This window comes from Acrocarpospora sp. B8E8 (genome assembly GCF_039871605.1).
Classification (GTDB): domain Bacteria; phylum Actinomycetota; class Actinomycetes; order Streptosporangiales; family Streptosporangiaceae; genus Acrocarpospora; species Acrocarpospora macrocephala.
On sequence record NZ_JBDPLV010000102.1, the window covers coordinates 12,316 to 33,025 of the forward strand.

A 20,710-nucleotide genomic window follows, 5' to 3' on the forward strand; every position below is an offset into this window, starting at 1 on the left:
TCGGTACGGTTTGGATAGCTCTCGCTGACCGGTTGGTAATAGTACGGGGCGCTGGCCTGCTAAGACGTCGTTTCGTGGTCGTACCTGCCGGTACGGCCACTCTCCGTCTCATGCACACTCGGTTTGGCCGGTTACTTAGATGCGCACAGCATGGGCGTGGCTTTCCTGGAACAATTGGCGGGACCGCTAGGGTGAATACTTCAACGTGGATAACCGGATCGAGAGTAAGAAGACACCGCGCCAGCCGGGGGGATCGGCGCGAGCGGAGGCGTGATGGCTCGCAGGTCAACCGTCCAGCAGGATCCTCGGATCGCTGGCGACCCCGAGTCGTACCCGTTGCCTGATCTCGACTCGGCGCCGGTGCGGCGCAGGGGCTGGAGCGGCGGCGGGGGCCGCTGGCTCGTGTGGGTGGGGCGGGCGATCCTGTGGGCGCTCATCGTCGTGATCGTGGTCAACGGGGTGCGGGCGCCGTTCGAGCGGTTCACCCAGGGCGAGAACGCGGCCGCGCCGGTCGCGCCGGAGAACTCCGGGTTCCCGGTCCAGCAGGCGGCCGGATTCGCCAATCAATTCGCCGCGGTCTATTTGAATTTCGACGCGACCAATCCGGAGCAGCGCGACGAAAGGCTGACCGCTTTTCTCGCCCCCGGGGTCGAGCGCCGGTTCGGCTGGAATGGGTACGGCCGGATGTCGGCCGGCGCCATTCAATTCCAGAGTATCGATGTGGCGGCCGACAACGAGAACGCCACGGTCGTGGTGAGTTTCCAGTCGGGGAGCAAGAGATGGCTGCTTTCGGTGCCCGTCTACCACTCGGGTGACCGCTTCGTGGTGACCGGCCGCCCGGCGCTGCTGCCCGCGCCCGCCGTTGCCGATCTGCCGGCCGTCGCCGACCCGGACCGGGACAACAGCCTGGAGGACCAGCTCCGGCCGACGCTGGAGGGCTTCTTCAAGGCGTACGCGTCGGGGAACACGGCCGAACTCCGGCTGTACGCCACGGATGGCGCCACCATCGAAGGGCTCGGTGGCTCGTTCACGCTGGCCCAGCTCACCGATGTGATCGTGCCGGTGGGCGGGGAGTCGAGCCGGACCGTCACGGCGGTCGTGGTGTGGGCCGTGCCGTCGGGCGCCGCCGCGGCCCTGCCGAGCACCGACCCGGCCGCCGATCCGGCCGCGCAACCGGCGGGTCTTGAGCAGGCCTACCAGCTCACATTGGAGAGGCAGGGCGAGAAGTGGCTCGTCGGGCGGATCCAGGGCGCGGGCCGGTCCGTGGGGTAACACATGGCCGACCGTGATGTCGCTGATCCACACCCCCGGGAGGGCGAAAATGATTGTGCACACGATTCTGGAGAGCGCCGTGTCCAGCCAGCTGGGCGGCGCCGAACTCTTTGCTTTCACGCCGACCCCGGCGCCGAACCAGGGCATCAACACCGAAGGGCTGGCCGAATTCCTGCGCCGCTTCTTCGGGCCTTTGTTCCTGGTGATCGTCTCGGTGGTCGCGCTCTTCTTCCTCTTCACCAGGGAGATCACGCGGTTCGTCCAGTTCATCATCCTGGCGATCGCGATCGGCGTGATCTTCTACGTGCCGAACATCATCGAGGTGACGGCGAAGGCCATCGCGGGGGCGCTTGGCATCCAGTGAACCTGGGCACGCTGGGAGAGGAGGAATCGGGTGGACCTACCTACATACACCAATATTTGGCGCATTGAGAAGCGGCTCTACAAGCTGTACGACCTACGGCTGCCGACGCCGCTCCCCATCGTCTGGATCGGTGTCTTCGTCGGCGTGAGCGCGCCCTGGTGGGTCTTCCTGCAACTCGTCGGCCTGAAGTTCGACGCGCCCTGGCACGTGATCTACCTGGTCCCGCCCGGCGTGATCACCTGGCTGTCCACTCGCCCGGTGATCGAGGGGAAGCGCCTCACCGAGCTTCTCCAGTCGCAGAGCCGCTACTTGTCCGAGCCGCGCACCTGGTGCCGCCTGGCCCCCGTCTCGGAACCGGACGAGGTCGTCTTCCACGGCCGCGTCTGGCGCGCCTCTCGCCGTACGGTCCCCCGCCGTGCCCGGCACGCCCAGCCCGCCCCCATGTTCGCCCGCGCCGCCGCGTCGGCGAAGCTCTCCGTGAAGCTCCCGCAGAAGTCCCCGGAGCCGCTGAAGCGCCGCGTCCCTGGCACGGTCCGCCCAGCCGTCGCCGCCGCGGCCGCCGCGATCCCGGCCGAGCCCACGCCGATCCCCCCGGTCGCCGAGCCGACCGTCCGTCCCTCCTGGGGTACGGCGACCGCCAAGGCCCCGGCCATCCCGGTCTTCGTGCCACAAGAACCCAGAAAACCGGAACCAAGAAGGCCGGAACTCGAAAAGCCCGAGCCGAAGCGGCCCGAGCTCATTAAGGCCAAGCCGGAAATTTCGGAAATGCCCGAGCCGCGCAGGCCCGAGCCACAGATGCCCGAGCCGCGACGGCAGGAATCCCCGGTCGCCGAAACCACGGCCCCGCCGATCGGCCCCGACGCTCTCCGCCGCCTCCGCCGCTTGGCCGCCGCCTCCACTGAGACCGACAAATCAGCCCCCAGCCCCATGAGCGCCGCCACCTCCGCGACCGACTCCGCACCCCCTGCCGACAAGGCCAGGGAACAACATCGCCGCGGCCAGCCCCCCAGACCCCCCATCCCCGAGCGCAAACCCGAACGCCAGGTCTCCATCCGCGCCGTCCCGGCGTTATCCGGCCAGCCCGCAGCCCCCGTCCCCGTCCCCCGCCCCGAAAGCAAACCCGCGGAAGAGCCCAAGGTCCGCCGTGTCGAGTCCGTCGTCGGCCGGGACCCCCAAGGCGGCTGGCGGCGGATCGCCCAGGTCGTGGTGGGCAGCGGCGGAGGCCGCACCGATGGGACCGAGAACGACGAGGCGCGGGTGCGCACCCCGATCACCGGCAGCCGCCGCGTGGTCGTGCTGGGCTGCACCGGCGGCGCGGGCCAGAGCACGACCGCCCTGCTGCTCGGCCACACCCTGGCCCGGCACCGCGACGACGGCGTGCTCGCGGTGGACGCCAACACCGGCGACCACACCCTGACCACCAGGATCAGGCCCGAGTCCCCCGAGACGCTCAGCTCCTTCCTGGCCGTGATCGACCAGGTCGGCACCCACGTCGGCGCCTACACCAGCCGGTGCGAGTCCGGCCTGGACGTGCTGGCCGCCGACACCGACGAGGGCGCCGAGCAGCGCATCGCGGACCGGTCGGCCTTCTCCGACCAGCGGATCGCGCGCGCGATGCGGCTGCTGGACCAGCAGTACCGGGTGATCCTGATGGATCCGGCGGCGGCGCTGGCCGCGCGGCTGTTGCCGTACGCCGATCAGCTGGTGCTGGTGGCTCCGGCGAGCGCGGACGCGCCCGACGCGGTGGCCATGACCTACGACTGGCTGGACGGGCACGGCTGCGCGGACCTGCGGCGGCGCGCGGTCATGGTGGTGAACGGGGTCAGCCGGCGCAGCCTGGCGGACGTCGAGCGGGCCGAGGCGGTGGCGCGGGGCAGGTGCCGGGCCATCGTGCGGGTGCCGTGGGAGGACGAGCTCGCCGAATCCGGACCGGTGGATCTCGGCGATCTCCGCGCGGGCGGGCGCCGGGCGTATGTCGCACTGGCCGGAGTGGTCGCGAGTGGGCTGACCACCGCGAGAGGGGAGAGCATCGTTGGCTAGGGCGTCCCGGGCGCGAAGCCGCCTGGCCGTGCGGTATTTCGACGACCGCGTGTTGCTCACCGAGTCGGCGGCGTGGGCCTACTTCAGGCTCCCGACGGTCAGCTACGAGTTCATCACGCCCGAGGAGCGCGAGTCCCTCGCCACCAATGTGACGATCGCGCTGGCCGCGATCCGGATGCAGGACGCCGAGGTGCACCTGCGGGTCGCGCACCGGACCTATCCGGCGGCCGAGTGGGCGATGGCGCTGAACGCGACCTCGGACGAGGGCCCGGGCTGGCGTGACTACCTGGAGGAGATGTACCGGCACGTCTGGGCGAAGGACTTCTGGTCCAAGGAGGTCTATCTGGGGGTGCGGCTGGGGTCGCGCGGCACGCAGCTCGGCAGCGGCGTGCTGGCCCAGCTGTTCGGCTTCTACCAGCGTTCGGAGAAGTCGCTCGGCCTGGAGGACGACCACGTGCCCGAGCGCGAGGTGACGAAATGGACCGAGTCGGCGGAACGGCTCGGCCGTGCGCTGGCCTCCAGCGCGCTGTACGCGAGGCACGCCACCTCGGTCGAGATCGCCTGGCTGTTCCAGCACGCCGCGTCCGGCGCGCTCGGCGACCCGCCACCCTCGGCCAGCCCGCGCAGGCGCTGGGGCCGGGGCGAGATCGAGGCCCTGGTCGAAGGCCAGATCCACAACGGCAGGTCGCTGCTGCGGATCGAGCAGCCGGGCGGCGACTCCTACACCGCGCACCTGTCCTTCGCCCGTTTCCCCGACCTGATGCCGTTCCCCGACGGCGAGCCGTGGATTCACTTCGGCGACCAGCTGCCGTTCCCGGTGGAGATCTCCAGCCGGATGCGGCTGATCCCGCCGGTGCGGGCCAGCAAGGACGTGGCCCGCAAGCTGGCGCACGCCCGCGACATGGACATCCACATCAGGGAGGCGGGCGCGGAGGCCCCGCTGGCGCTGGCCGAGCAGATCGACGCGGCCAGGATGCTGGAGCACGGCATCACCAAGGAACGCCTGCCGTTCGTGTACGGCTGGCACCGGATGAGCGTCTCCGCCCCCACCGAGGAGATGTGCGTGCAGCGCGTCGAGGCGGTCGTCGAGCACTACCGTGACCTGGGCATTGACGTGGTCAACTCCACCGGCGACCAGTTCTCGCTGTTCTGCGAGGCGCTGCCGGGGGAGAAGGTGCGGGTCAACGCGTACGCCCAGCGCCAGCCGCTGCGCACGATCGCGGGCGGGATGGCGCACGCGACCGTGGATCTGGGTGACCGGGTGGACGACGGCAGCTCCGGGTGGCTCGGGCCGTACATCGGGGAGACCCTGGGCCGGGCGCGCAGCATCGTGCACTTCGACCCGCTGGTGGCGGCGACCAGGAACCGGCCGACGGCGATCGCGATCACCGGCGAGCCGGGCGGCGGCAAGACCACGCTGGCGCTGCTGCTGATTTACCAGATGGCGCTGCGCGGGGTCACGGTGGCCGTGATCGACCCGAAGGGCGACGCCTCCTCGCTGGTGGAGCTGCTGCACCAGCGGGGTCGCCGGGCCAGGACGATCCCGCTGGCCTCGGCCGCGCCAGGCCTGCTTGACCCGTTCTCGTTCGGCGACGACATCGCGGCCAAGAAGACGATGGCCACCGAGACGCTGCGGCTGCTGCTGCCGCGCATGTCGGAGGAGCGCGAGTCGGCGATGATCCAGGCGGTGGCGGCGGTCTCCAACCAGCCGGATCCCTCGCTCGGCAAGGTGATCGACCACCTGGAGCAGACCGAGGACGCGGCCTCCAAGAACCTGGGCGCGGTGCTGCGCTCGATGTCGGAGATGCGCCTGGCCCGGCTGTGTTTCGACCGTTTCGGCGGCGACCAGATCGACACCGAGGGCTGGACCACGGTGTTCACCCTCGGCGGCCTGACCCTGCCGGACGTGGCCACCACTCGCGACGACTACTCCTACGAGCAGCGGCTTTCGGTCGCGCTGCTCTACCTGGTGTCCCAGTTCGCCCGGCGGCTGATGAACGGCCTGGACCGGCGGACTCCCAAGGCGATCTTCCTGGACGAGGCGTGGGCGATCACGTCCACGCCGGAGGGCGCCAAGCTGGTGCCCGAGGTGTCCCGGATGGGGCGCTCCCGTAACACCGCGCTCGTCCTGGTCTCGCAGAACGCGGGTGACCTGCTGAACGAGCAGGTCACCAACTGCCTGTCCTCGGTGTTCGCGTTTCGCTCGACCGAACGGGTCGAGGTCGAGCACGTGCTGGAGTTGCTGGGTGTCGATGGGTCAGAGGAGCACAAGGCGGTCTTGCGTTCCCTCGGCAACGGCGAGTGTGTCTTCCGCGATCTGGACGGCCGGGCCGGCCGGATCGGCGTGGACCTGATCTCGCCGGAGCTGCTGCGCTGGCTCGATACGAATCCGACGCACGACAAACCCGGCGAGAACATGCATGATCTTCAGGGGGGATCCAGCAGGTCGGGGGTCGCGCAGGAGGTGCGGTCGTGAGGTTTGTCCGCCGGTTAGCGCTGGTGCTGGTGGCTGTGGTCACCGTCCTCAGTCTTCCGTTGGTCTTCGCATCCAGTACGGCCAGCGCCGACGGGATCTGTGATCTGTCCTCGTCGCTGGCCCCGGAGATGGTCGGCGGCGGCGTCGACGGCCTGGTCAAACCGCCCCCACCGGACACCGGCGACACCGGCGCCGCGGCGGGCGCGGGCGTCGGCGCGGGCACCCCGGTCGAGGTCGCCCCGGACCAGCAGCTCACCAACTACGCCAGGTACGGCATGGCCGGTCAGTTCTGGCACACCTACGGCCTCGGCTGCTCGGACGTGGCCGCGGTGCTCGGCAACGCCTGGGCCAACACGATCTTCTCCTGGGCCAAGGCGGTCGACCGGCTCACCATCACCACCTACGAGGCGGCGGCCACCGAGGGCCCGCTACTGCCGATCAAGAACGTGGTCGACGACATGGTCGTCAACCTGGCCGACGCGATGTACTGGCCGTTCCTGCGGCCGATCGTGATCATCGCCGCGATCTGGCTGGCCTGGTACGGCCTGCTCCGCAAACGCGCCACCACCACCTACGAGGGTGTCATCTGGATGGTCCTGGCGGTCACCGTGGCCACCTGGTTCTTCAGCCGCCCCCAGGACCTGACCGGCGTCGGCAAGACCATCACCGACAAGACCAGCGAGATCGTCAACTCGGCCTTCTCCGGCCTGCCCGGCGCGGGCGGCGCGTCCTGCCTGCCGGCGCAGGGCGCCGAGGGCACCCGCGCCGCCAACGGCGGCTACGGCCAGCCCGGCACCCCCGGCGTGGCGCAGAACGCCGACGCGCTGTGGTCGACGCTGGTCTGCAAGCCGTGGCTGATGGGCGAGTTCGGCACGGCCGACCCGAACGCCCCGATCGTGGCCACCTTCGGGCCGAAGGTGCTGGAGATCCAGGCCATCGACCAGGCCGAGCAGCAGGCCCGCCAGGCGCCCGCCGGCGACGCCCACCAGCAACGTTTCGAGGAGGAGGTCGCCAAGCCCCTGGAGGCCACTCCACAGTTCTTCCTGTTCCAGGGCAAGGACTGGACGAGCCGCCTGAGCGTGGCGATCGGCGCGTTCATCGCGGCCATGGTGGCCGGGGTGCTGATCTTCCTGGTCTCGGTCTCGCTGCTGGTCCTCAAGATCGGCTTCCTGCTGCTGCTGATTCTCGGTCCGGTGTTCCTGCTGATCGGCGTGCATCCCGGGGCCGGGCGGATCATCGCGATGCGCTGGGTGGAGATGCTGGTCGGCACGCTGCTCAGGCAGGCGGTGCTGGCCCTCGTGCTGGGCGTCCTGGTGTACGGCTACGCACTGATCATCTCGACGCCGCTGCCGTGGGGCATGCAGATCATGTTCATGGCGTTGCTGACGCTGGCCGTGTTCTTCTATCGGCGGCCGTTCCAGCATCTGTTCTCCACCATGGGCGGCCACAACCTCACCACCCGGATGCTGGGCGAGGCGGCGAGTTCGCCGATCCTGCAGCGGTCCAGCGTGGTGCTCCCACCGGTGGCCTCAGCCCGGATCGGCCGCTGGGGGCTGCGCAAGGCGGAGCCCGTCATCGGGGCCGCGTCCATGGCGGCGGGGGCCGGGGCGGGAGCGGCCGCGGCCACTACGGTGGCCCAGGGCAAGGTGCGCGGCGAGGAGCAGGCGGCCGGGGCCACCGGAGTCCGGGCGACCGGGCAGCCCGCGCCGCTGGAAACCGACGCGCGCAAGAAGGCGGGCGGTGTGCCCGCGCCACGGCCGGGCTCGGCGCCGCCGCTGAACCTTCGGCCGCCTGCGGGCGCTCGTCCTGGGGCCACCGGTCCGCGACGTCCGGGTGGGCCGGTTCCATCCAGCAGCGGGAGCGTGCCGAGTTCGGGTGGTTCCTCCTCCTCTTCCGGAGGGTGGTTCGGCGGCCGTTCCGGCGGCTGGGCCTCGCGTCCGTCCTCCGCGTCCCGTGGTGGTTCATCGCGCGGCTCGTCCGGGTTGTTCGGTGGTGGCTCGTCCGGTGGTCGCAGTTCGTCCGGTGGTGGGTTCTTCGGGGGTGGCGGGAGCCTGTTCGGTGGCGGGCGGCGTTCGGGGCGGTCGGAGAGCCCGCGTGCGGAGCGGCGGTCGGAACCGCCACGGCCGCCGCGTGCTGAGACGCCCCGGTCCTCGCAGCCGCCGCGTGCCGAGTCGCCCCGGCAGCCACGTTCCGAAGCGCCGCCGCTGTGGCTGCCCAGCAGCAGAGCCAAGAGCGCGCGCGGTGGCGACAACGCACCGTTCTGGTTGAGGCCCCCCGACCGCGACAAGGACTGATCATGGAGGGAACCGACGGCCGGAGGAGACTCGTCTTCGTGGCCGTGGTGGTCGTGCTCGCCGCCCTCGGCATCTATCTCACGATGCTGGGCGGCGGGGATGGCCAGAACGACCCGGAGGCGGCCCCCACCGGCCGCAACGCTCCTTCGGGCACTGCGGCGCCCGTTTTGCCGAGCCAGGTGGCGAGTACGCCCTCGGGCGAGTTCGATGTCTACAACTACCTGCCGCTCAGCCGGGACGAGCTGGCTGCCGCCGCCGATCTGGCTCGGCGGTTCGTCGGCGCATACGGCACATACACGCATGCGGATCCAGTAGCCCGGGTGGATCGGGTGCGCAGATTCGCGACTGTGGAGTTCGGTGAGGAGCTGACCCGGAGCCTGACCGCGCCCGCGCTGACCGAGCACGACGCCGCCGAGCAGACCGTTTCGGACGGCTCGGCCAAGGTGACCTTGATCAGGGACCTGAGCGTGGGCTCGGTGGTCTTCGTGGTCGACTCCGTCCAGCACATCACCAGCACCGCGGGGGAGCGTGACCAGACCGACTCCTACGCGGTGACGGTCATGAAGCTGGGCGTGGACTGGCGGGTGTACGACATGCAGCCCGCCGACGCCGGGCAGGACGGGGACACCACCCCGTGACGAAGAGCCGGCTCTCGTGGAAATGGGTGGCCGGGCTCCTTGCCGTGGCCCTGCCGCTGACCCTGTTTGGGTCGATCGTGCTGATGACGCCGTTACCGGGCGGGTTGTTCGGTGGCGGGGGCGCGGAGTGTGAGGTCGATACGGGCGACCTGTCCGAGACCGCGAAAGAGGACATTCCGCCGGAGTATCTGGCTTTGTACAAGAAGCACGGTGCCGCCATCGGGGTGCAGTGGAATGTGCTGGCGGCGGTTGGTAAGCGGGAGACCGACCACGGGCGCTCCGACCTCCCGGGGGTCAAGTCGGGCACCAACGAGGCGGGCGCGGCCGGGCCGATGCAGTTCCTGATCGGCACCTGGGGGGGCAAGGCGAGGATCGAGATCCCGTCGGAGTTCAACGGGTACGCCTCCGACGGTGACGAGGATGGCATCGCGGATGTGTACAACCCGGCGGACGCCATCCTGGGGGCGGCCAAGATGCTCAAACGTAACGGCGCGCCCGACGACCTGCGCAAAGCAATCTTCGTCTACAACCGGGCGACCTGGTATGTGGATCAGGTGCTGGAGATCGCCGCCCGGTACGCGGCCAGCGGCGAGGTCGGTATTCCGCCGGAGAACAATCCCGACTGCGATTTCACGGTGCAGGCGCCGAGCGCGGTCGTGGCCAAGATCCTTGAATATGCGCTGGCGCAGCGGGGCAAGCCCTATCGGTGGGGGGGAACCGGGCCGGACGCGTACGACTGTTCGGGGATCATCTACATGGCCTATCGGAACGCGGGGTTGTCGATTCCGCGGACGACGTTCGGGCAGTGGCCGTTCGGGGAGAAGGTCGACGCGGGGGAGGAGCAGGCGGGGGACCTGGTGTTCTTCAACGCGGGGCCGGGGACGTCGGTCACCAATCCGGGGCATGTGGGGATGATCGTTTCGCCGGGGAAGATGATCGAGGCGCGGTGTACGTTGTGCGGGCCTATCAAGATCACGACATATAAGGATCGGATCGGGATCGTGGGATATACCCGGCCGTTGCAGAATCCGGATGTGCTGGAGCAGTTGAAACGGCTGCCGCTGGCGGTGGGGGCGCCCAGTCTTGGCGCGATGGGATCGCTGGGCGGCCGCGGCGGTGAGTCGCCTGGTCGGCGGGGTTCTGGTTAGGAGTTTGTTGGTTGTTGACATCCTCCCCGGCGTGAACGCCGGGGATTCCCCCACGTCGCCGTGGGATTCTTACTGCTTCTGCTACGCCGCGTGAGCGTTGTAGGTTGCGGGCGGTGCCAGGGTCGGAATTGCCTCGCCTGGTCTTACCCGCCCTCCACAGTCGTTTTCCGTGTCCGCCAGCCCGGCGGCCACCATCTCCTCATCCGGCCATCCTCCGGCGGAGGCCGCCTCTGCCTGCGCGCGCAGGCGGATGCCCTCGGCCAGAATGTTGAGCGCGGCTGCCAGGTCGCGGTCGTGGTGCTCCCCGCAGGACGGGCAATCCCACTCCCGCACCCCCAACGGCACCCTCCCGTTCCGCCACCCGCAACACGGGCACAACTGGGAAGAAGGGAACCAGCGGCCGACCGTGATGACCGTCCGCCCATAGCGGGCCGCCTTCCCACCCAGCAGCGTGCGGAACGTACCCCAGGACGCGTCGTTGACCGATTTGGCCAGCCTGCCGCGGGCCAGGCCCCGCACCGCCAGATCCTCGATCGCAGCCACTTGGTTCTCGCGGATGATCGATGTGCTGGTCTGGTGCAGGAAATCCCGGCGCGCATCAGCCACCTTGGCGTGCTGGCGGGCCACCGCGATGCGTGCCTTCTCCCGGTTCTTCGATCCTTTGCGTTTGCGTGACAGCGCGCGCTGCAGCCGGGCCAGCCGCCTGGCCCGGCGGCGCAGCCACCGCGGATTAGTAATCTTCGTGCCATCCGACAAGACCGCATAATGCGTCAAACCCAGATCGATCCCCACCTCGGCCTCCGCCTCGGGCAACACCTGCCCGGCGTCCTCGACCTCGATCACGAACGAGGCGAAATAGCGGCCCGCCGCGTCCTGAATGACCGAGGACGGGGCCGCGGGCAGCTCCCGGGACCAGCGGACCTCGATGTTCCCGATCTTGGCCAGGTACAGCGTCCCGTCGTCGGGCAGGCGGAAGGCGGTGCGGGTGAACCGGGCCGATTGGCGCCGGTCCCGGCGTGACTTGAACACCGGCAGCCCCATCCGCCGACCCTTACGCTTTCCAGTGACTGATTCGAAGAAGTTCTGGTACGCCTGGTCCAGGTCACGCAGCGACTGCTGCAACGGGACCGGGGACACCCCACCTAGCCACTCCCGCTCCGGCGTCTGCTTGGCCGCGGTGATACAGATCTTCTGCAGGTCCCCGCCGCCGATCCAGGGCAGACCGGCCTTGCGGGCGGCCTTGCGCATCGCCAGCGCGTCATTCCACACCACGCGGACACACCCGAACAACCGGGCCAGCGCCTGGCGATGGGAATCGTCGGGGTAGAGCCGGTAGTTGTAGCGCAGCCTCACCCGAGCCCTCCTCCTGCACACCGGCCACACACCGTAACTACTCGAACACACTAGCGCATGACCGATGAGCGAGGAAGCCGAACACCGGCGTGGCGGGCACGTCATCTCCGCGCTCCCACGATCACCTGGTCTTCGCGACCTCATCTCGGCGGAACGTCGCAGAATGTCTTCGATGACGCGATGACGCGATGACGCGATGACGCTATTTCGCCGCTTCCCGCGGCGGTGCCCGGCCTCGATCATCAGGCGGTCCATCGAACAGCAACGCCGCCCCGCCTGAGGTTTTGGGTCCGCGCTACGCGCTCCGGGCTGCGCCGCCTGACGGCGGCAAATCTCCTCCCAGGGGGACCGCATTCATCCTCGCCCTGAAGGACGGGGCCTTCTGCGGCTTCTCGGTAAACGCGAGTCAACCGCGTTGGTCCGGTGTGGGGGAGCGTTCCAGCGTACCCTAGGCAGGCATGGAGAAGATCGTTGTCGGCGCTGCGATAGTCGAGGGTGGGCGGCTGCTGGCTGCTCAGCGGGCCGAGCCGCCGGAGCTCATGGGTGGGTGGGAGCTTCCGGGGGGGAAGGTCGATCCGGGGGAGAGCGAGCATGACGCCCTGGTGCGGGAGTGTGACGAGGAGCTCGGAGTAAAGATCAGTATTGGTCGGCGGGTGGGTGGGGACTGGCCGCTGAGCGAAGGGTATGTGCTGCGCGTCTGGCTGGCCACGTTGGCGGCGGGGACGCCGGTGGCGCGGGAGCATCTGGCGTTGCGGTGGCTGGCGCCGGCGGAGTTCTCTTCGGTGGCGTGGCTGCCTGCTGATCTTCCGATCGTGGGGGCGGTCCAAGATCTGCTCAAGGAAGGGTTGAGCTCGGACCTGGTGTGACATAACGCTTACGAAGCGTGCATCGGGGGAGTTCGGGTGGCGAGTTGGTGGCGGCGGGGATATGTCGTGTCGGTTGTGGGGGCTGGGGCCGTCATCCTCGGCGGCACCGCGACGGCCGCAATCGATAACCAGCCGATGACAGATCCTGCCGCGGTTCCGCTGCCGCCCCCGTTGCCCCTGCCTCCGCCACCTCCACTCCCGCTGCCTCCGCTGGCTCCTCTGCCGCCTGGGTCGCCGCTTCTGCCGCTGCCTCCGTCCGGCCTGCCTGCCTGCGTGCCGCCGCCCATCACGGGTGTCACCATTCCGAGCATTCCAGTCATCCCGACGCCCGCTCCCTGGGTTCCGATGCCTAACGTTCCGATCCCTTCCGCTTCGGTTCTTCCCTGGCCGGTCCCACCATCCCCAGACCTCACTTGTACGCCTTCGCCCGCCACCGGGCCGTTCTTCGCACCGGCTACCGAGCCCTTGGCGAGCCCTTCGAGAGGCTTGCCCAGCGGTCCCACGCCGATGCCCTCACCGTCTCCAGGGATCAGCGCTGGGCCGGGTGTCGAACCGTTCGCGCCCGTGCGGCGGCGCGAGGACTCCGAGTGGGAGAGATGGGACAGAGCCTGGCTGCTCGAAGATCGGCGTTTGAGGGCTGAATCGCGGGTGTTCGAACAGAGCGAGAGGTTTGATCGGGAGAGGCAGCCTGATCAGTTGATGGCCTCTTCCGCGAGTCCGTCGGGTCAGGGGGTTGTCCCACCCACCCTCCCTTCGTTTTCCCGCGGGCTCCGCCCGCCCCCGCCATCCCGTGGCTTCGCCATCGAGCCCCGGAGCGGCCCAGGTTCGTCGAACTCAGGTTCGTCGAACTCAGGGACGTCGGGCGGTTCAGGGGCGTCGAGTTCAGGGGCGTCTGGCGGTTCAGGGACGTTGAGTTCAGGTGCGTCGGGCGGTTCGGGGGCGTTGAGTTCAAGGGCTTCGAGTTCAGGGGCTTCGAGTTCAGGGGCGTCGAGCTCGGGGACATCGGGCGGTTCAGGGACGTCAGGTGGCCAGGAGGAGCAGGGTGTCGGGCGGGATGCGCAGGCTGGGTCTGGCGTCGGGCGAGTGCCTCAGGTGCAGGTTGGGCCGGGGGTGTCGCAGGGGGTTTCGCCTAGTTTGGGGATGCCGCCCGTTGTCGGTTCTGGTGTTGTGCAGAGTCCTTTGGGTGGGGGGAGTCTGTCGGGTTCGTCGGACCTGGGTGGGGTGGCGGGGGTGCCTTCGGTGATTGTGCCCTCGCTGCCTGTGGCGACGCCGGAGATGGGGTCTGTTCCGTTCTCGCCTGGGTTGTTTGGGTCTGCTGGTGTTCCGCTTATCGCGCCTACGCCGACCCTGCCTGGTGCTTCGCCGCTGCTCAACCCGCCTTACCTGGGGAATCACGTGTCTGCCCAGGCCCAGGATCGGCTTGATTCGATCAAGGGGTTGCCGGGTGTCGCGGCGGCTGTGGCGGGGTTGGTTGCGGTCTTGGGGTTGCAGATGCGGTTGGGCCGGAAACGGAGGGAGATCGAGGCCGAATAAGACTCGCTGGGTCGAAACATGTTTTGCCACTCCTTTGCCGGACTAGTATTTCCTTGACCTAGTAAGTCGGGCAGAGACGGCGAAAACGGCGGAGGATGCGGTGGTCGGACGCGCACATAGGCGGGTCGCGTCCGTGGTCGCCGCCTCGCTGGCCTCGGCTTCGGTTGTGGTGATGATCGCCGCGAGTGCGCAGGCGGCCAATCCGGTCGATCCTTGTCCCCCCGGTCAGCCCTGCGTTACGACCACGATCACGGTTGAGCCCACCGGTGATGTCAGCGTCACCGTCACCGCGACGGTCACGCCGACGCCGACCACCGCGGCCCCGAGTCCGAGTCCGACGCCCGCGGCGGCCACCAATACGCCCCCTGCCACGATCCCGACCGTGCAGCCGGTGATTCCGAACACCGATCCGATCATCCCGACCGAGAGCGCCGAGGTGTCGGAGCCCTCGATCTCCCTCCCGACCGCCGGAGAGACCCCGCCGGCGAATCCGACCCCCGGCCCGGCCTTGACCGAGCCCGACCCGGAGACGGTCGCGATCGAGATCCGCAACTCCATCCCCGAGTTCGACCAGACCGGCCTCAGCCGCAAGCTGGCCGCCCCGGCCGCGTTGCTGGTGCTGCTCGCCCTGGTCGGCTGGCTGGTCTTCGAGGGCCGCCTGCGCAGGCTGGCCCACGCGGCGGCGATCCGGCGCGGGATGCCGATGCCGGGGATGCCAGGCATGATGCCGGGGATGCCAGGCATGATGCCGGGGATGATGATGCCTGGAATGCAGCCGATGCCGGGGATGCAGATGCCGGGACAGCCGATGCCCGGTCAGGCGATGCCCGGCCAGATGATGCCGTATCCCGGGTATCCGGTGCAGCCGTACCAGCCGCCAGTGGTCAGTTATGTGCCGGTGCCGTACCCGATGCCGTACCCGCAGCAGCCGTATGGCCAGCCGGAGGCGCAGCAGCAGTCGTATCCGCCGCCCGCGCAGGCGCCGGTGTATCCGCAGGGATATGTGATCGAGCGGACGATCGAGGAGCCACTGCCGGGCGGAACGGCGACCTTCCCCGCGCAGGGGGATCAGTCCGGTGAACAGGACGATCCGCGCCGCCGCAGGCCGTACTAGAACGAAAAGTAAGCGCCGACCGGATGGATCCGGTCGGCGCTTCGGTGTCAGCGGCGGAAGATCTTGTTGCCGAGCCAGACCAGCGGGTCGTACTTGCGGTCGACCACGCGTTCCTTCATCGGGATCAGCGCGTTGTCGGTGATCTTGATGTGCTCGGGGCAGACCTCGGTGCAGCACTTGGTGATGTTGCAGTAGCCGAGTCCGTGCTCCTCCTGTGCGGCGTCCTTGCGGTCGGCCACGTCATACGGATGCATGTCCAGCTCCGCGATCCGCATCAGGAAGCGCGGCCCGGCGAAGTTGGTCTTGTTCTCCTCGTGGTCCCGGATCACGTGGCAGACGTTGTTGCACATGAAGCATTCGATGCACTTGCGGAACTCCTGGGACCGCTCGACGTCGATCTGCTGCATCCGGTACTCGCCGGGCCGCACGTCGGACGGCGGCGTGAACGACGGGATCTCCCGGGCTTTCTGGTAGTTGAACGAGACGTCGCAGACCAGGTCCTTGATGACGGGGAACGTCCGCATCGGGGTGACCGTGATCGTGTCGCTCTCCTCGAAGGTGGACATCCGGGTCATGCAGCCCAGCCGCGGCTTGCCGTTGATCTCCATCGAGCAGGATCCGCACTTGCCGGCCTTGCAGTTCCAGCGGACTGCCAGGTCGGGCGCCTGGGTGGCCTGCAGGCGGTGGATGACGTCGAGCACGACCTCGCCCTCGTTCACCTCGACGGTGAAGTCCTCCAGCTTGCCGTCGCCGCCCTCGCCCCGCCAGACGCGGAACTTCGCCTTGTACCCCATCACGACTCTCTCTTCTGTGCTGCCAGCGGCCCCGCGAGCGCGGCGTCGTACTCCGCCATTTCTTCCTCGGTGAGGTATTTGGCCAGCTCGCCGCGGTCGAACAGGGTGAGCAGGTCGTCGCGCATGGACGGCTGCTCCCGCTCGACCACGGTCACCTCCGCGCCGTCCGGTGGGGCCGAGCAGACCAGCAGCTTGCGCCGCCAGCCGGCCGACATGACCGGGTAGTCGTCGCGGGTGTGGCCGCCCCTGCTCTCCTCGCGGAGCAGCGCCGCCTTGGCCACGCACTCGCTGACCAGCAGCATGTTGCGCAGGTCGATGGCCAGATGCCAGCCCGGGTTGTAGATCTTGCCGCCGGTGGAGGCGGTGTTCTTGGCCCGCTCCTTGAGCTTCTCCACCACGTCCAGGGCTTCCTCGATCTCAGCCGACTTGCGGATGATGCCGACCAGCTCGTTCATGGTGCGCTGGAGCTCGTGATGCACGTCGTACGGATTCTCGCCGCTGGCCCGCTCCAGGGGGGCGACGGCCTCCGCCATGGCCTCCTCGACCCCGGTCACCACCGGGCGCTTGGCCAGGCCGTCCACGTAGGCGGCGGCCCCGGCCCCGGCGCGGCGGCCGAAAACCAGCAGGTCGGACAGGGAGTTGCCGCCGAGGCGGTTGGAGCCGTGCATGCCGCCGGACACCTCGCCGGCCGCGAACAGGCCGGGCACGGAGGCGGCGCCGGTGTCGGCGTCCACCTCGACCCCGCCCATGATGTAGTGGCAGGTCGGGCCGACCTGCATCGGCTCCTTGGTGATGTCGACGTCGGCCAGCTCCTTGAACTGGTGATGCATCGACGGCAGCCGCTTGATGATCTCAGCGGCGGGCAGCCGGGAGGACACGTCCAGGAACACGCCGCCCTGCGGGGAGCCGCGCCCGGCCTTCACCTCGGAGTTGATCGCGCGGGCCACCTCGTCGCGGGGGAGCAGCTCCGGCGGGCGGCGGTTGTTGGCCTGGTCGGTGTACCAGCGGTCGCCCTCCTCCTCGGTGGTGGCGTACTTGTCCTTGAACACGTCCGGCACGTAGTTGAACATGAACCGCTCGCCGAGCGAGTTGCGCAGCACGCCGCCGTCGCCGCGGACCGACTCGGTGACCAGGATGCCGCGCACCGAGGGCGGCCAGACCATGCCGGTCGGGTGGAACTGGATGAACTCCATGTTGATCAGGTTCGCCCCGGCCAGCAGGGCCAGCGCGTGCCCGTCCCCCGTGTACTCCCAGGAGTTGGAGGTCACCACATACGACTTGCCGATGCCGCCGGTGGCCAGCACCACGGCTGGGGTGTCGAAGAGGATGAACTTGCCGGTCTCCCGCCAGTAGCCGAACGCGCCGGAGATAGCGCCTCCATCCTTAAAGTCGCCGTCCTTGAGCAGGCGGGTCACCGTGCACTCGGCGAAGACCTTGATGTAGGCCTCGTAGTCGCCGTGCAGCGCGTAGTCCTCCTGCTGGAGCGCCACCACCCGCTGCTGCAGGGTGCGGATCAGCTCCAGGCCGGTCCGGTCGCCCACGTGCGCGAGCCGCGGATACTCGTGGCCGCCGAAGTTACGCTGGCTGATCTTGCCGTCCCTGGTGCGGTCGAACAGCGCGCCCCAGGCCTCCAGCTCCCAGACCCGGTCCGGGGCCTCCTTGGCGTGCAGTTCGGCCATCCGCCAGTTGTTGAGGAACTTGCCGCCGCGCATGGTGTCCCGGAAGTGCACCATCCAGTTGTCGTCGGGGTTGACGTTCCCCATGGCCGCGGCGGCGCCGCCCTCGGCCATGACGGTGTGAGCCTTGCCGAACAGGGACTTGCAGACGATCGCCGTGCGCTTGCCCTGCTGTCGTGCCTCGATCGCCGCCCGCAGCCCGGCTCCACCGGCTCCGATGACGACGACGTCGTATTCGTGACGCTCCACGTTGAGAATCCTTATGCGTACGGGAAGGTGATGACGCCCTTGGCGACCAGCCGGACATAGAAGTCAGCGATCATGACGGAGAACATGGAGGCCCAGGCGAGCTGCTGGTGCTTGGCGTTGAGCTTGGAGATGAACGTCCAGGCCCGGTAGCGCAGCGGGTGCTTGGAGAAGTGGTTGAGCCGCCCGGCGGTGATGTGCCGGCAGGAGTGGCAGGACAGCGTGTAGGCGACGATGAGACCCGCGTTGACCAGCAGGATCCAGGTGCCGAGACCGCCCGGCTTGTGGATCAGCGCGAGGATCGCGTCGTAGGTGAGGACCGCGCCGATCACGATGGCGCCGTAGAAGAAGTAGCGGTGCACGTTCTGGATGATCAGCGGCAGCCGGGTCTCCCCGGTGTACTTCTTGTGCGGCTCGGCGACGGCGCAGGCGGGCGGGGACAGCCAGAAGGACCGGTAGTACGACTTCCGGTAGTAGTAGCACGTCACCCGGAACCCGGCCGGCAACCCCAGGATCAGCAGGCCGGGGGGCAGACCGTACCAGTCGCCGAAGGGAGCCAGGCCCAGGAATCGGGCCCCCTCGGGGCAGGACGTCGCCAGGCACGGCGACGAGAATGGCGCTATATAGGGATCGACGAAGTAGCTCCCGTCGAAAATCGCCCAGAACCCGTAGATGAGAAACGCCATGAGACCGGCGAACGTCAATGCCGGGGCAAGCCACCATCGATCGGTGCGAAGCGTTCGCACTTTGAGCTGAGCGCGTTGTTTCCTGGCCGGGCTCTCGGCCGTTGTCTGGGTCATCGGGGACCTCTCCACCGCGTACGGACGCCGTATTGGTGGGGGCTACGTTACGACCATGCAAACACTATGTGTGAAGCGGGTCACTGAGTTGTCCTTGTGATTCCTGTCACGTGCCCCGTCCGAGGGGTAAGACAAGTCTAGTCGCCCTCCGTCACCGCTTCGACGCCCTCGGGCAGGGTGCCCTCCCGGGTGGCCTCGGTGAGGAAGGACAGCAGGGTCGCCCGGAACGCCTGCGCCGCCCGGGTCGGTTCGACGTCCTTGCGGTGCGCGAGCGCGATGGTGCGCGTCAGGCCCGGGAGCAGCGGAGTCCCGGCCAGATTGGGCCGCCCGTCCAGCACCATGGACGGCACCACGGCCACCCCGAGCCCGGCTTCCACGAACCGCAGCACCGCGTCCATCTCGCCGCCCTCGACCGCGAACCTCGGCTCGAACCCGACCTGGCGGCAGGCCGCCAGGGTCGCCTCCCGCAGGTCGTAGCCGCGCCGGAACATCACCAGCGGCCGCCGCCGCAACTCCTCGATCCGTAGGTACGGCTTGCGCCCCGCCAGGTGCGCCGGCGCCGCGACCACCAGCGTCTCGCGCAGGATCTCCTCGGTCACCAGGGCCGGATCGTCGCTCTGCAACGGCAGGATGATCAACGCCAGGTCCAGCTGCCCGCGGGCCAGCGCCCGGACGAGATCGCGGGAGCCGCCCTCCTCGACCTGGAGTTCCACACCCGGGTAGTCGTCGTGGAAGCGGGCCAGCGCGTCCGCCAGCAGTCCCGCGCACAGCGACGGCGTCGCGCCCAGCCGTACCCGGCCCCGCCGCAGCCCCGCGAGTTCGGCCACCTCGCGCCTGGCGGTCTCGGCGTCGGCCAGCATCCTGCGGGCCAGCGGCAGCAGCGCCTCGCCCGCCGGGGTCAGTGTCACGTTTCCCCTGGCCCGGCTGAACAGCGGCGCGCCCAGTTCGGTCTCCAGGGCCTTGATCTGCTTGCTCAGGGAGGGCTGGGCCACCCGCATACGTTCGGCGGCCTGGGTGAAATGCCGGGTCTCGGCCACCGCCACGAACGACGCGAGCTGTTGAAGCTGCACGTTTACCAAGCGTACGTGTTGTGAGATTGCTCGCACTGTCCCGGGTGGCCGGGACCCGGCACGGGCGCAGGGCCTGACGTCATAGCCCCCGGCTATCGAAACCAGATCGTTGATGACTTGGACGGCGCCTCCAGCGGCTTCCTACCGTCCGGAGTGTGACTGCCATCATCGAACGCGGCGCGTCGACCGCGCCCATCGAGCCGCCGCCCTCGCATCCGCGGCGGCGGCGGGGGTTCTTTGGGTCCTCCACCGGCCAGAAGGCCGTGATGGCGGTGACCGGCACGATTCTGGTGCTCTACCTGATCGCCCACATGGTCGGCAACCTGAAGACCTTCGCGGGTCCCGAGGCGTTCAACGGCTACGCGCTCTGGCTGCGTGAGGTCGGCTACCCGCTGGTGCCCAAGCGCGGCCTGCTCACCCTGATCGAGGTCGTGCTGCTGGCTGCGATCGTGCTGCACATCTGGTCGGCGGTGGCGCTCTACCGCCGCGCCGCCGCGGCCCGGCCCGTCAGGTACGCGGCCCGCCGCAGGTCCCAGGCGGGTGGGTACGTGGTGCACATCATGCGCTGGGGCGGCGTGACCATCGCCCTATTCGTCGTCTACCACCTGCTGGATCTGACCTTCGGCGTGGCCAACCCGGCGGGGGGCGCGGCGGCGCCGTACACCCGGATGATCGAGGGCTTCAGCCGGTGGTACGTGACGCTCTTCTACGCGGTCGCGGTGATCATGGTCGGCCTGCACCTGCGGCACGGCCTGTGGAGCGCGTTCCAGACGCTCGGCCTGGCCCGAGGGCGGCAGGGGTTGAAAGTGTCCGCCGCGCTGCTGTCGGCCGTGCTGGTGGTGGGCTTCCTGTCCGTGCCGTTCGCGATCATGATCGGAGTCGTGAATTGACTGCTCCCTGCCCTGAAGGACGGGGATTCCTGGCTCAAGCTGCCTGCCGGGACGACGTCCCGGCAGGTCTTACGCCATCAACACCAGCCGGGGCCAGACCAGCCCGGGCGAGCATCACGTAGGCGGAGTTCTTGTC

At 69.0% G+C, this 20,710-nt stretch carries 16 protein-coding genes; 10 read left to right on the forward strand and 6 right to left on the reverse strand.

Annotation, left to right across the window (positions count from 1 at the left end; all coding sequences use genetic code 11):
- The first annotated feature begins 273 nt into the window (after nucleotides 1-273).
- The 7 genes from ABGB08_RS49555 to ABGB08_RS49585 are packed head-to-tail and all read left to right on the forward strand — an operon-like array spanning nucleotide 274 to nucleotide 10,232.
- A complete protein-coding gene (locus ABGB08_RS49555; RefSeq protein WP_347605896.1) occupies nucleotides 274-1,272 on the forward strand; it encodes a conjugal transfer protein in 999 nt (332 codons plus the stop codon).
- A gap of 49 nt (nucleotides 1,273-1,321) precedes the next feature.
- On the forward strand, nucleotides 1,322-1,636 hold the full coding sequence (locus ABGB08_RS49560) for a hypothetical protein (protein WP_347605899.1): 315 nt from the start codon (nucleotides 1,322-1,324) through the stop codon (nucleotides 1,634-1,636).
- Nucleotides 1,637-1,666: 30 nt separating this feature from the next.
- Entirely contained in the window at nucleotides 1,667-3,676 is a 2,010-nt protein-coding gene (locus tag ABGB08_RS49565) for a TcpE family conjugal transfer membrane protein (protein ID WP_347605902.1), read from the forward strand.
- The gene (locus tag ABGB08_RS49570; protein WP_347605905.1) at nucleotides 3,669-6,152 is read left to right on the forward strand and encodes an ATP-binding protein; all 2,484 of its coding nucleotides are present in this window, start codon (nucleotides 3,669-3,671) and stop codon (nucleotides 6,150-6,152) included. The genes ABGB08_RS49565 and ABGB08_RS49570 overlap by 8 nt, the downstream gene beginning before the upstream one ends.
- Nucleotides 6,149-8,446 carry a type IV secretion system protein gene (locus tag ABGB08_RS49575; RefSeq protein WP_347605908.1) on the forward strand — a complete coding sequence of 766 codons (2,298 nt, stop codon included), beginning with the start codon at nucleotides 6,149-6,151 and terminating at the stop codon, nucleotides 8,444-8,446. Before ABGB08_RS49570 ends, ABGB08_RS49575 begins: the two co-directional genes overlap by 4 nt.
- A gap of 2 nt (nucleotides 8,447-8,448) precedes the next feature.
- Complete coding sequence (locus tag ABGB08_RS49580) at nucleotides 8,449-9,084, forward strand: hypothetical protein (RefSeq protein WP_347605911.1); 636 nt, start codon at nucleotides 8,449-8,451, stop codon at nucleotides 9,082-9,084.
- Nucleotides 9,081-10,232, forward strand: coding sequence for a bifunctional lytic transglycosylase/C40 family peptidase (locus tag ABGB08_RS49585; RefSeq protein WP_347605914.1), 1,152 nt, complete (start codon nucleotides 9,081-9,083; stop codon nucleotides 10,230-10,232). Before ABGB08_RS49580 ends, ABGB08_RS49585 begins: the two co-directional genes overlap by 4 nt.
- Nucleotides 10,233-10,313: 81 nt before the next feature.
- Here ABGB08_RS49585 and ABGB08_RS49590 read toward each other — a convergent pair whose 3' ends face one another.
- On the reverse strand, nucleotides 10,314-11,585 hold the full coding sequence (locus ABGB08_RS49590; protein WP_347605917.1) for an RNA-guided endonuclease TnpB family protein: 1,272 nt from the start codon (nucleotides 11,583-11,585) through the stop codon (nucleotides 10,314-10,316).
- Nucleotides 11,586-12,043: 458 nt separating this feature from the next.
- Between ABGB08_RS49590 and ABGB08_RS49595 the strand changes: the two genes are divergently transcribed.
- Nucleotides 12,044-12,451: a (deoxy)nucleoside triphosphate pyrophosphohydrolase gene (locus ABGB08_RS49595; RefSeq protein ID WP_347605919.1), complete on the forward strand. Its 408-nt coding sequence runs from the start codon at nucleotides 12,044-12,046 to the stop codon at nucleotides 12,449-12,451.
- Nucleotides 12,452-14,209: 1,758 nt separating this feature from the next.
- On the opposite strand, the gene ABGB08_RS49600 is transcribed toward ABGB08_RS49595, so the two are convergent.
- On the reverse strand, nucleotides 14,210-14,389 hold the full coding sequence (locus ABGB08_RS49600) for a hypothetical protein (protein WP_347605922.1): 180 nt from the start codon (nucleotides 14,387-14,389) through the stop codon (nucleotides 14,210-14,212).
- On the opposite strand from ABGB08_RS49600, the gene ABGB08_RS49605 reads away from it, so the two are divergent.
- Nucleotides 14,376-15,098, forward strand: a complete 723-nt coding sequence (locus ABGB08_RS49605; RefSeq protein WP_347605925.1) for a hypothetical protein — start codon at nucleotides 14,376-14,378, stop codon at nucleotides 15,096-15,098. The genes ABGB08_RS49600 and ABGB08_RS49605 overlap by 14 nt on opposite strands.
- A gap of 47 nt (nucleotides 15,099-15,145) precedes the next feature.
- Here the strand turns inward: ABGB08_RS49605 and ABGB08_RS49610 are convergent, their stop codons facing one another.
- The 4 genes from ABGB08_RS49610 to ABGB08_RS49625 all read right to left on the reverse strand — a co-directional run bounded on the left by ABGB08_RS49610 (nucleotide 15,146) and on the right by ABGB08_RS49625 (nucleotide 19,684).
- Nucleotides 15,146-15,892, reverse strand: a complete 747-nt coding sequence (locus ABGB08_RS49610; RefSeq protein ID WP_155347110.1) for a succinate dehydrogenase/fumarate reductase iron-sulfur subunit — start codon at nucleotides 15,890-15,892, stop codon at nucleotides 15,146-15,148.
- Nucleotides 15,892-17,826, reverse strand: coding sequence for a fumarate reductase/succinate dehydrogenase flavoprotein subunit (locus ABGB08_RS49615; RefSeq protein ID WP_347605937.1), 1,935 nt, complete (start codon nucleotides 17,824-17,826; stop codon nucleotides 15,892-15,894). The genes ABGB08_RS49610 and ABGB08_RS49615 overlap by 1 nt, the downstream gene beginning before the upstream one ends.
- 2 nt (nucleotides 17,827-17,828) lie before the next feature.
- Nucleotides 17,829-18,614: a hypothetical protein gene (locus tag ABGB08_RS49620; RefSeq protein WP_347605928.1), complete on the reverse strand. Its 786-nt coding sequence runs from the start codon at nucleotides 18,612-18,614 to the stop codon at nucleotides 17,829-17,831.
- 137 nt (nucleotides 18,615-18,751) lie between these two features.
- Nucleotides 18,752-19,684 (reverse strand): LysR substrate-binding domain-containing protein, encoded by a 933-nt coding sequence (locus ABGB08_RS49625; protein WP_347605931.1) that lies wholly within the window; start codon nucleotides 19,682-19,684, stop codon nucleotides 18,752-18,754.
- A 155-nt stretch (nucleotides 19,685-19,839) separates the two neighbouring features.
- Between ABGB08_RS49625 and ABGB08_RS49630 the strand changes: the two genes are divergently transcribed.
- Nucleotides 19,840-20,574 carry a succinate dehydrogenase cytochrome b subunit gene (locus ABGB08_RS49630; protein ID WP_347605934.1) on the forward strand — a complete coding sequence of 245 codons (735 nt, stop codon included), beginning with the start codon at nucleotides 19,840-19,842 and terminating at the stop codon, nucleotides 20,572-20,574.
- Nucleotides 20,575-20,710: the final 136 nt, after the last annotated feature.

Bases quoted from the DNA above. Each gene is read 5' to 3' on its own strand.
- ABGB08_RS49560 (WP_347605899.1), top strand. From the start codon at position 1,322: ATGATTGTGCACACGATTCTGGAGAGCGCCGTGTCCAGCCAGCTGGGC.
- ABGB08_RS49620 (WP_347605928.1), bottom strand. From the start codon at position 18,614: ATGACCCAGACAACGGCCGAGAGCCCGGCCAGGAAACAACGCGCTCAG.
- ABGB08_RS49595 (WP_347605919.1), top strand. From the start codon at position 12,044: ATGGAGAAGATCGTTGTCGGCGCTGCGATAGTCGAGGGTGGGCGGCTG.
- ABGB08_RS49610 (WP_155347110.1), bottom strand. From the start codon at position 15,892: ATGGGGTACAAGGCGAAGTTCCGCGTCTGGCGGGGCGAGGGCGGCGAC.
- ABGB08_RS49580 (WP_347605911.1), top strand. From the start codon at position 8,449: ATGGAGGGAACCGACGGCCGGAGGAGACTCGTCTTCGTGGCCGTGGTG.
- ABGB08_RS49555 (WP_347605896.1), top strand. From the start codon at position 274: ATGGCTCGCAGGTCAACCGTCCAGCAGGATCCTCGGATCGCTGGCGAC.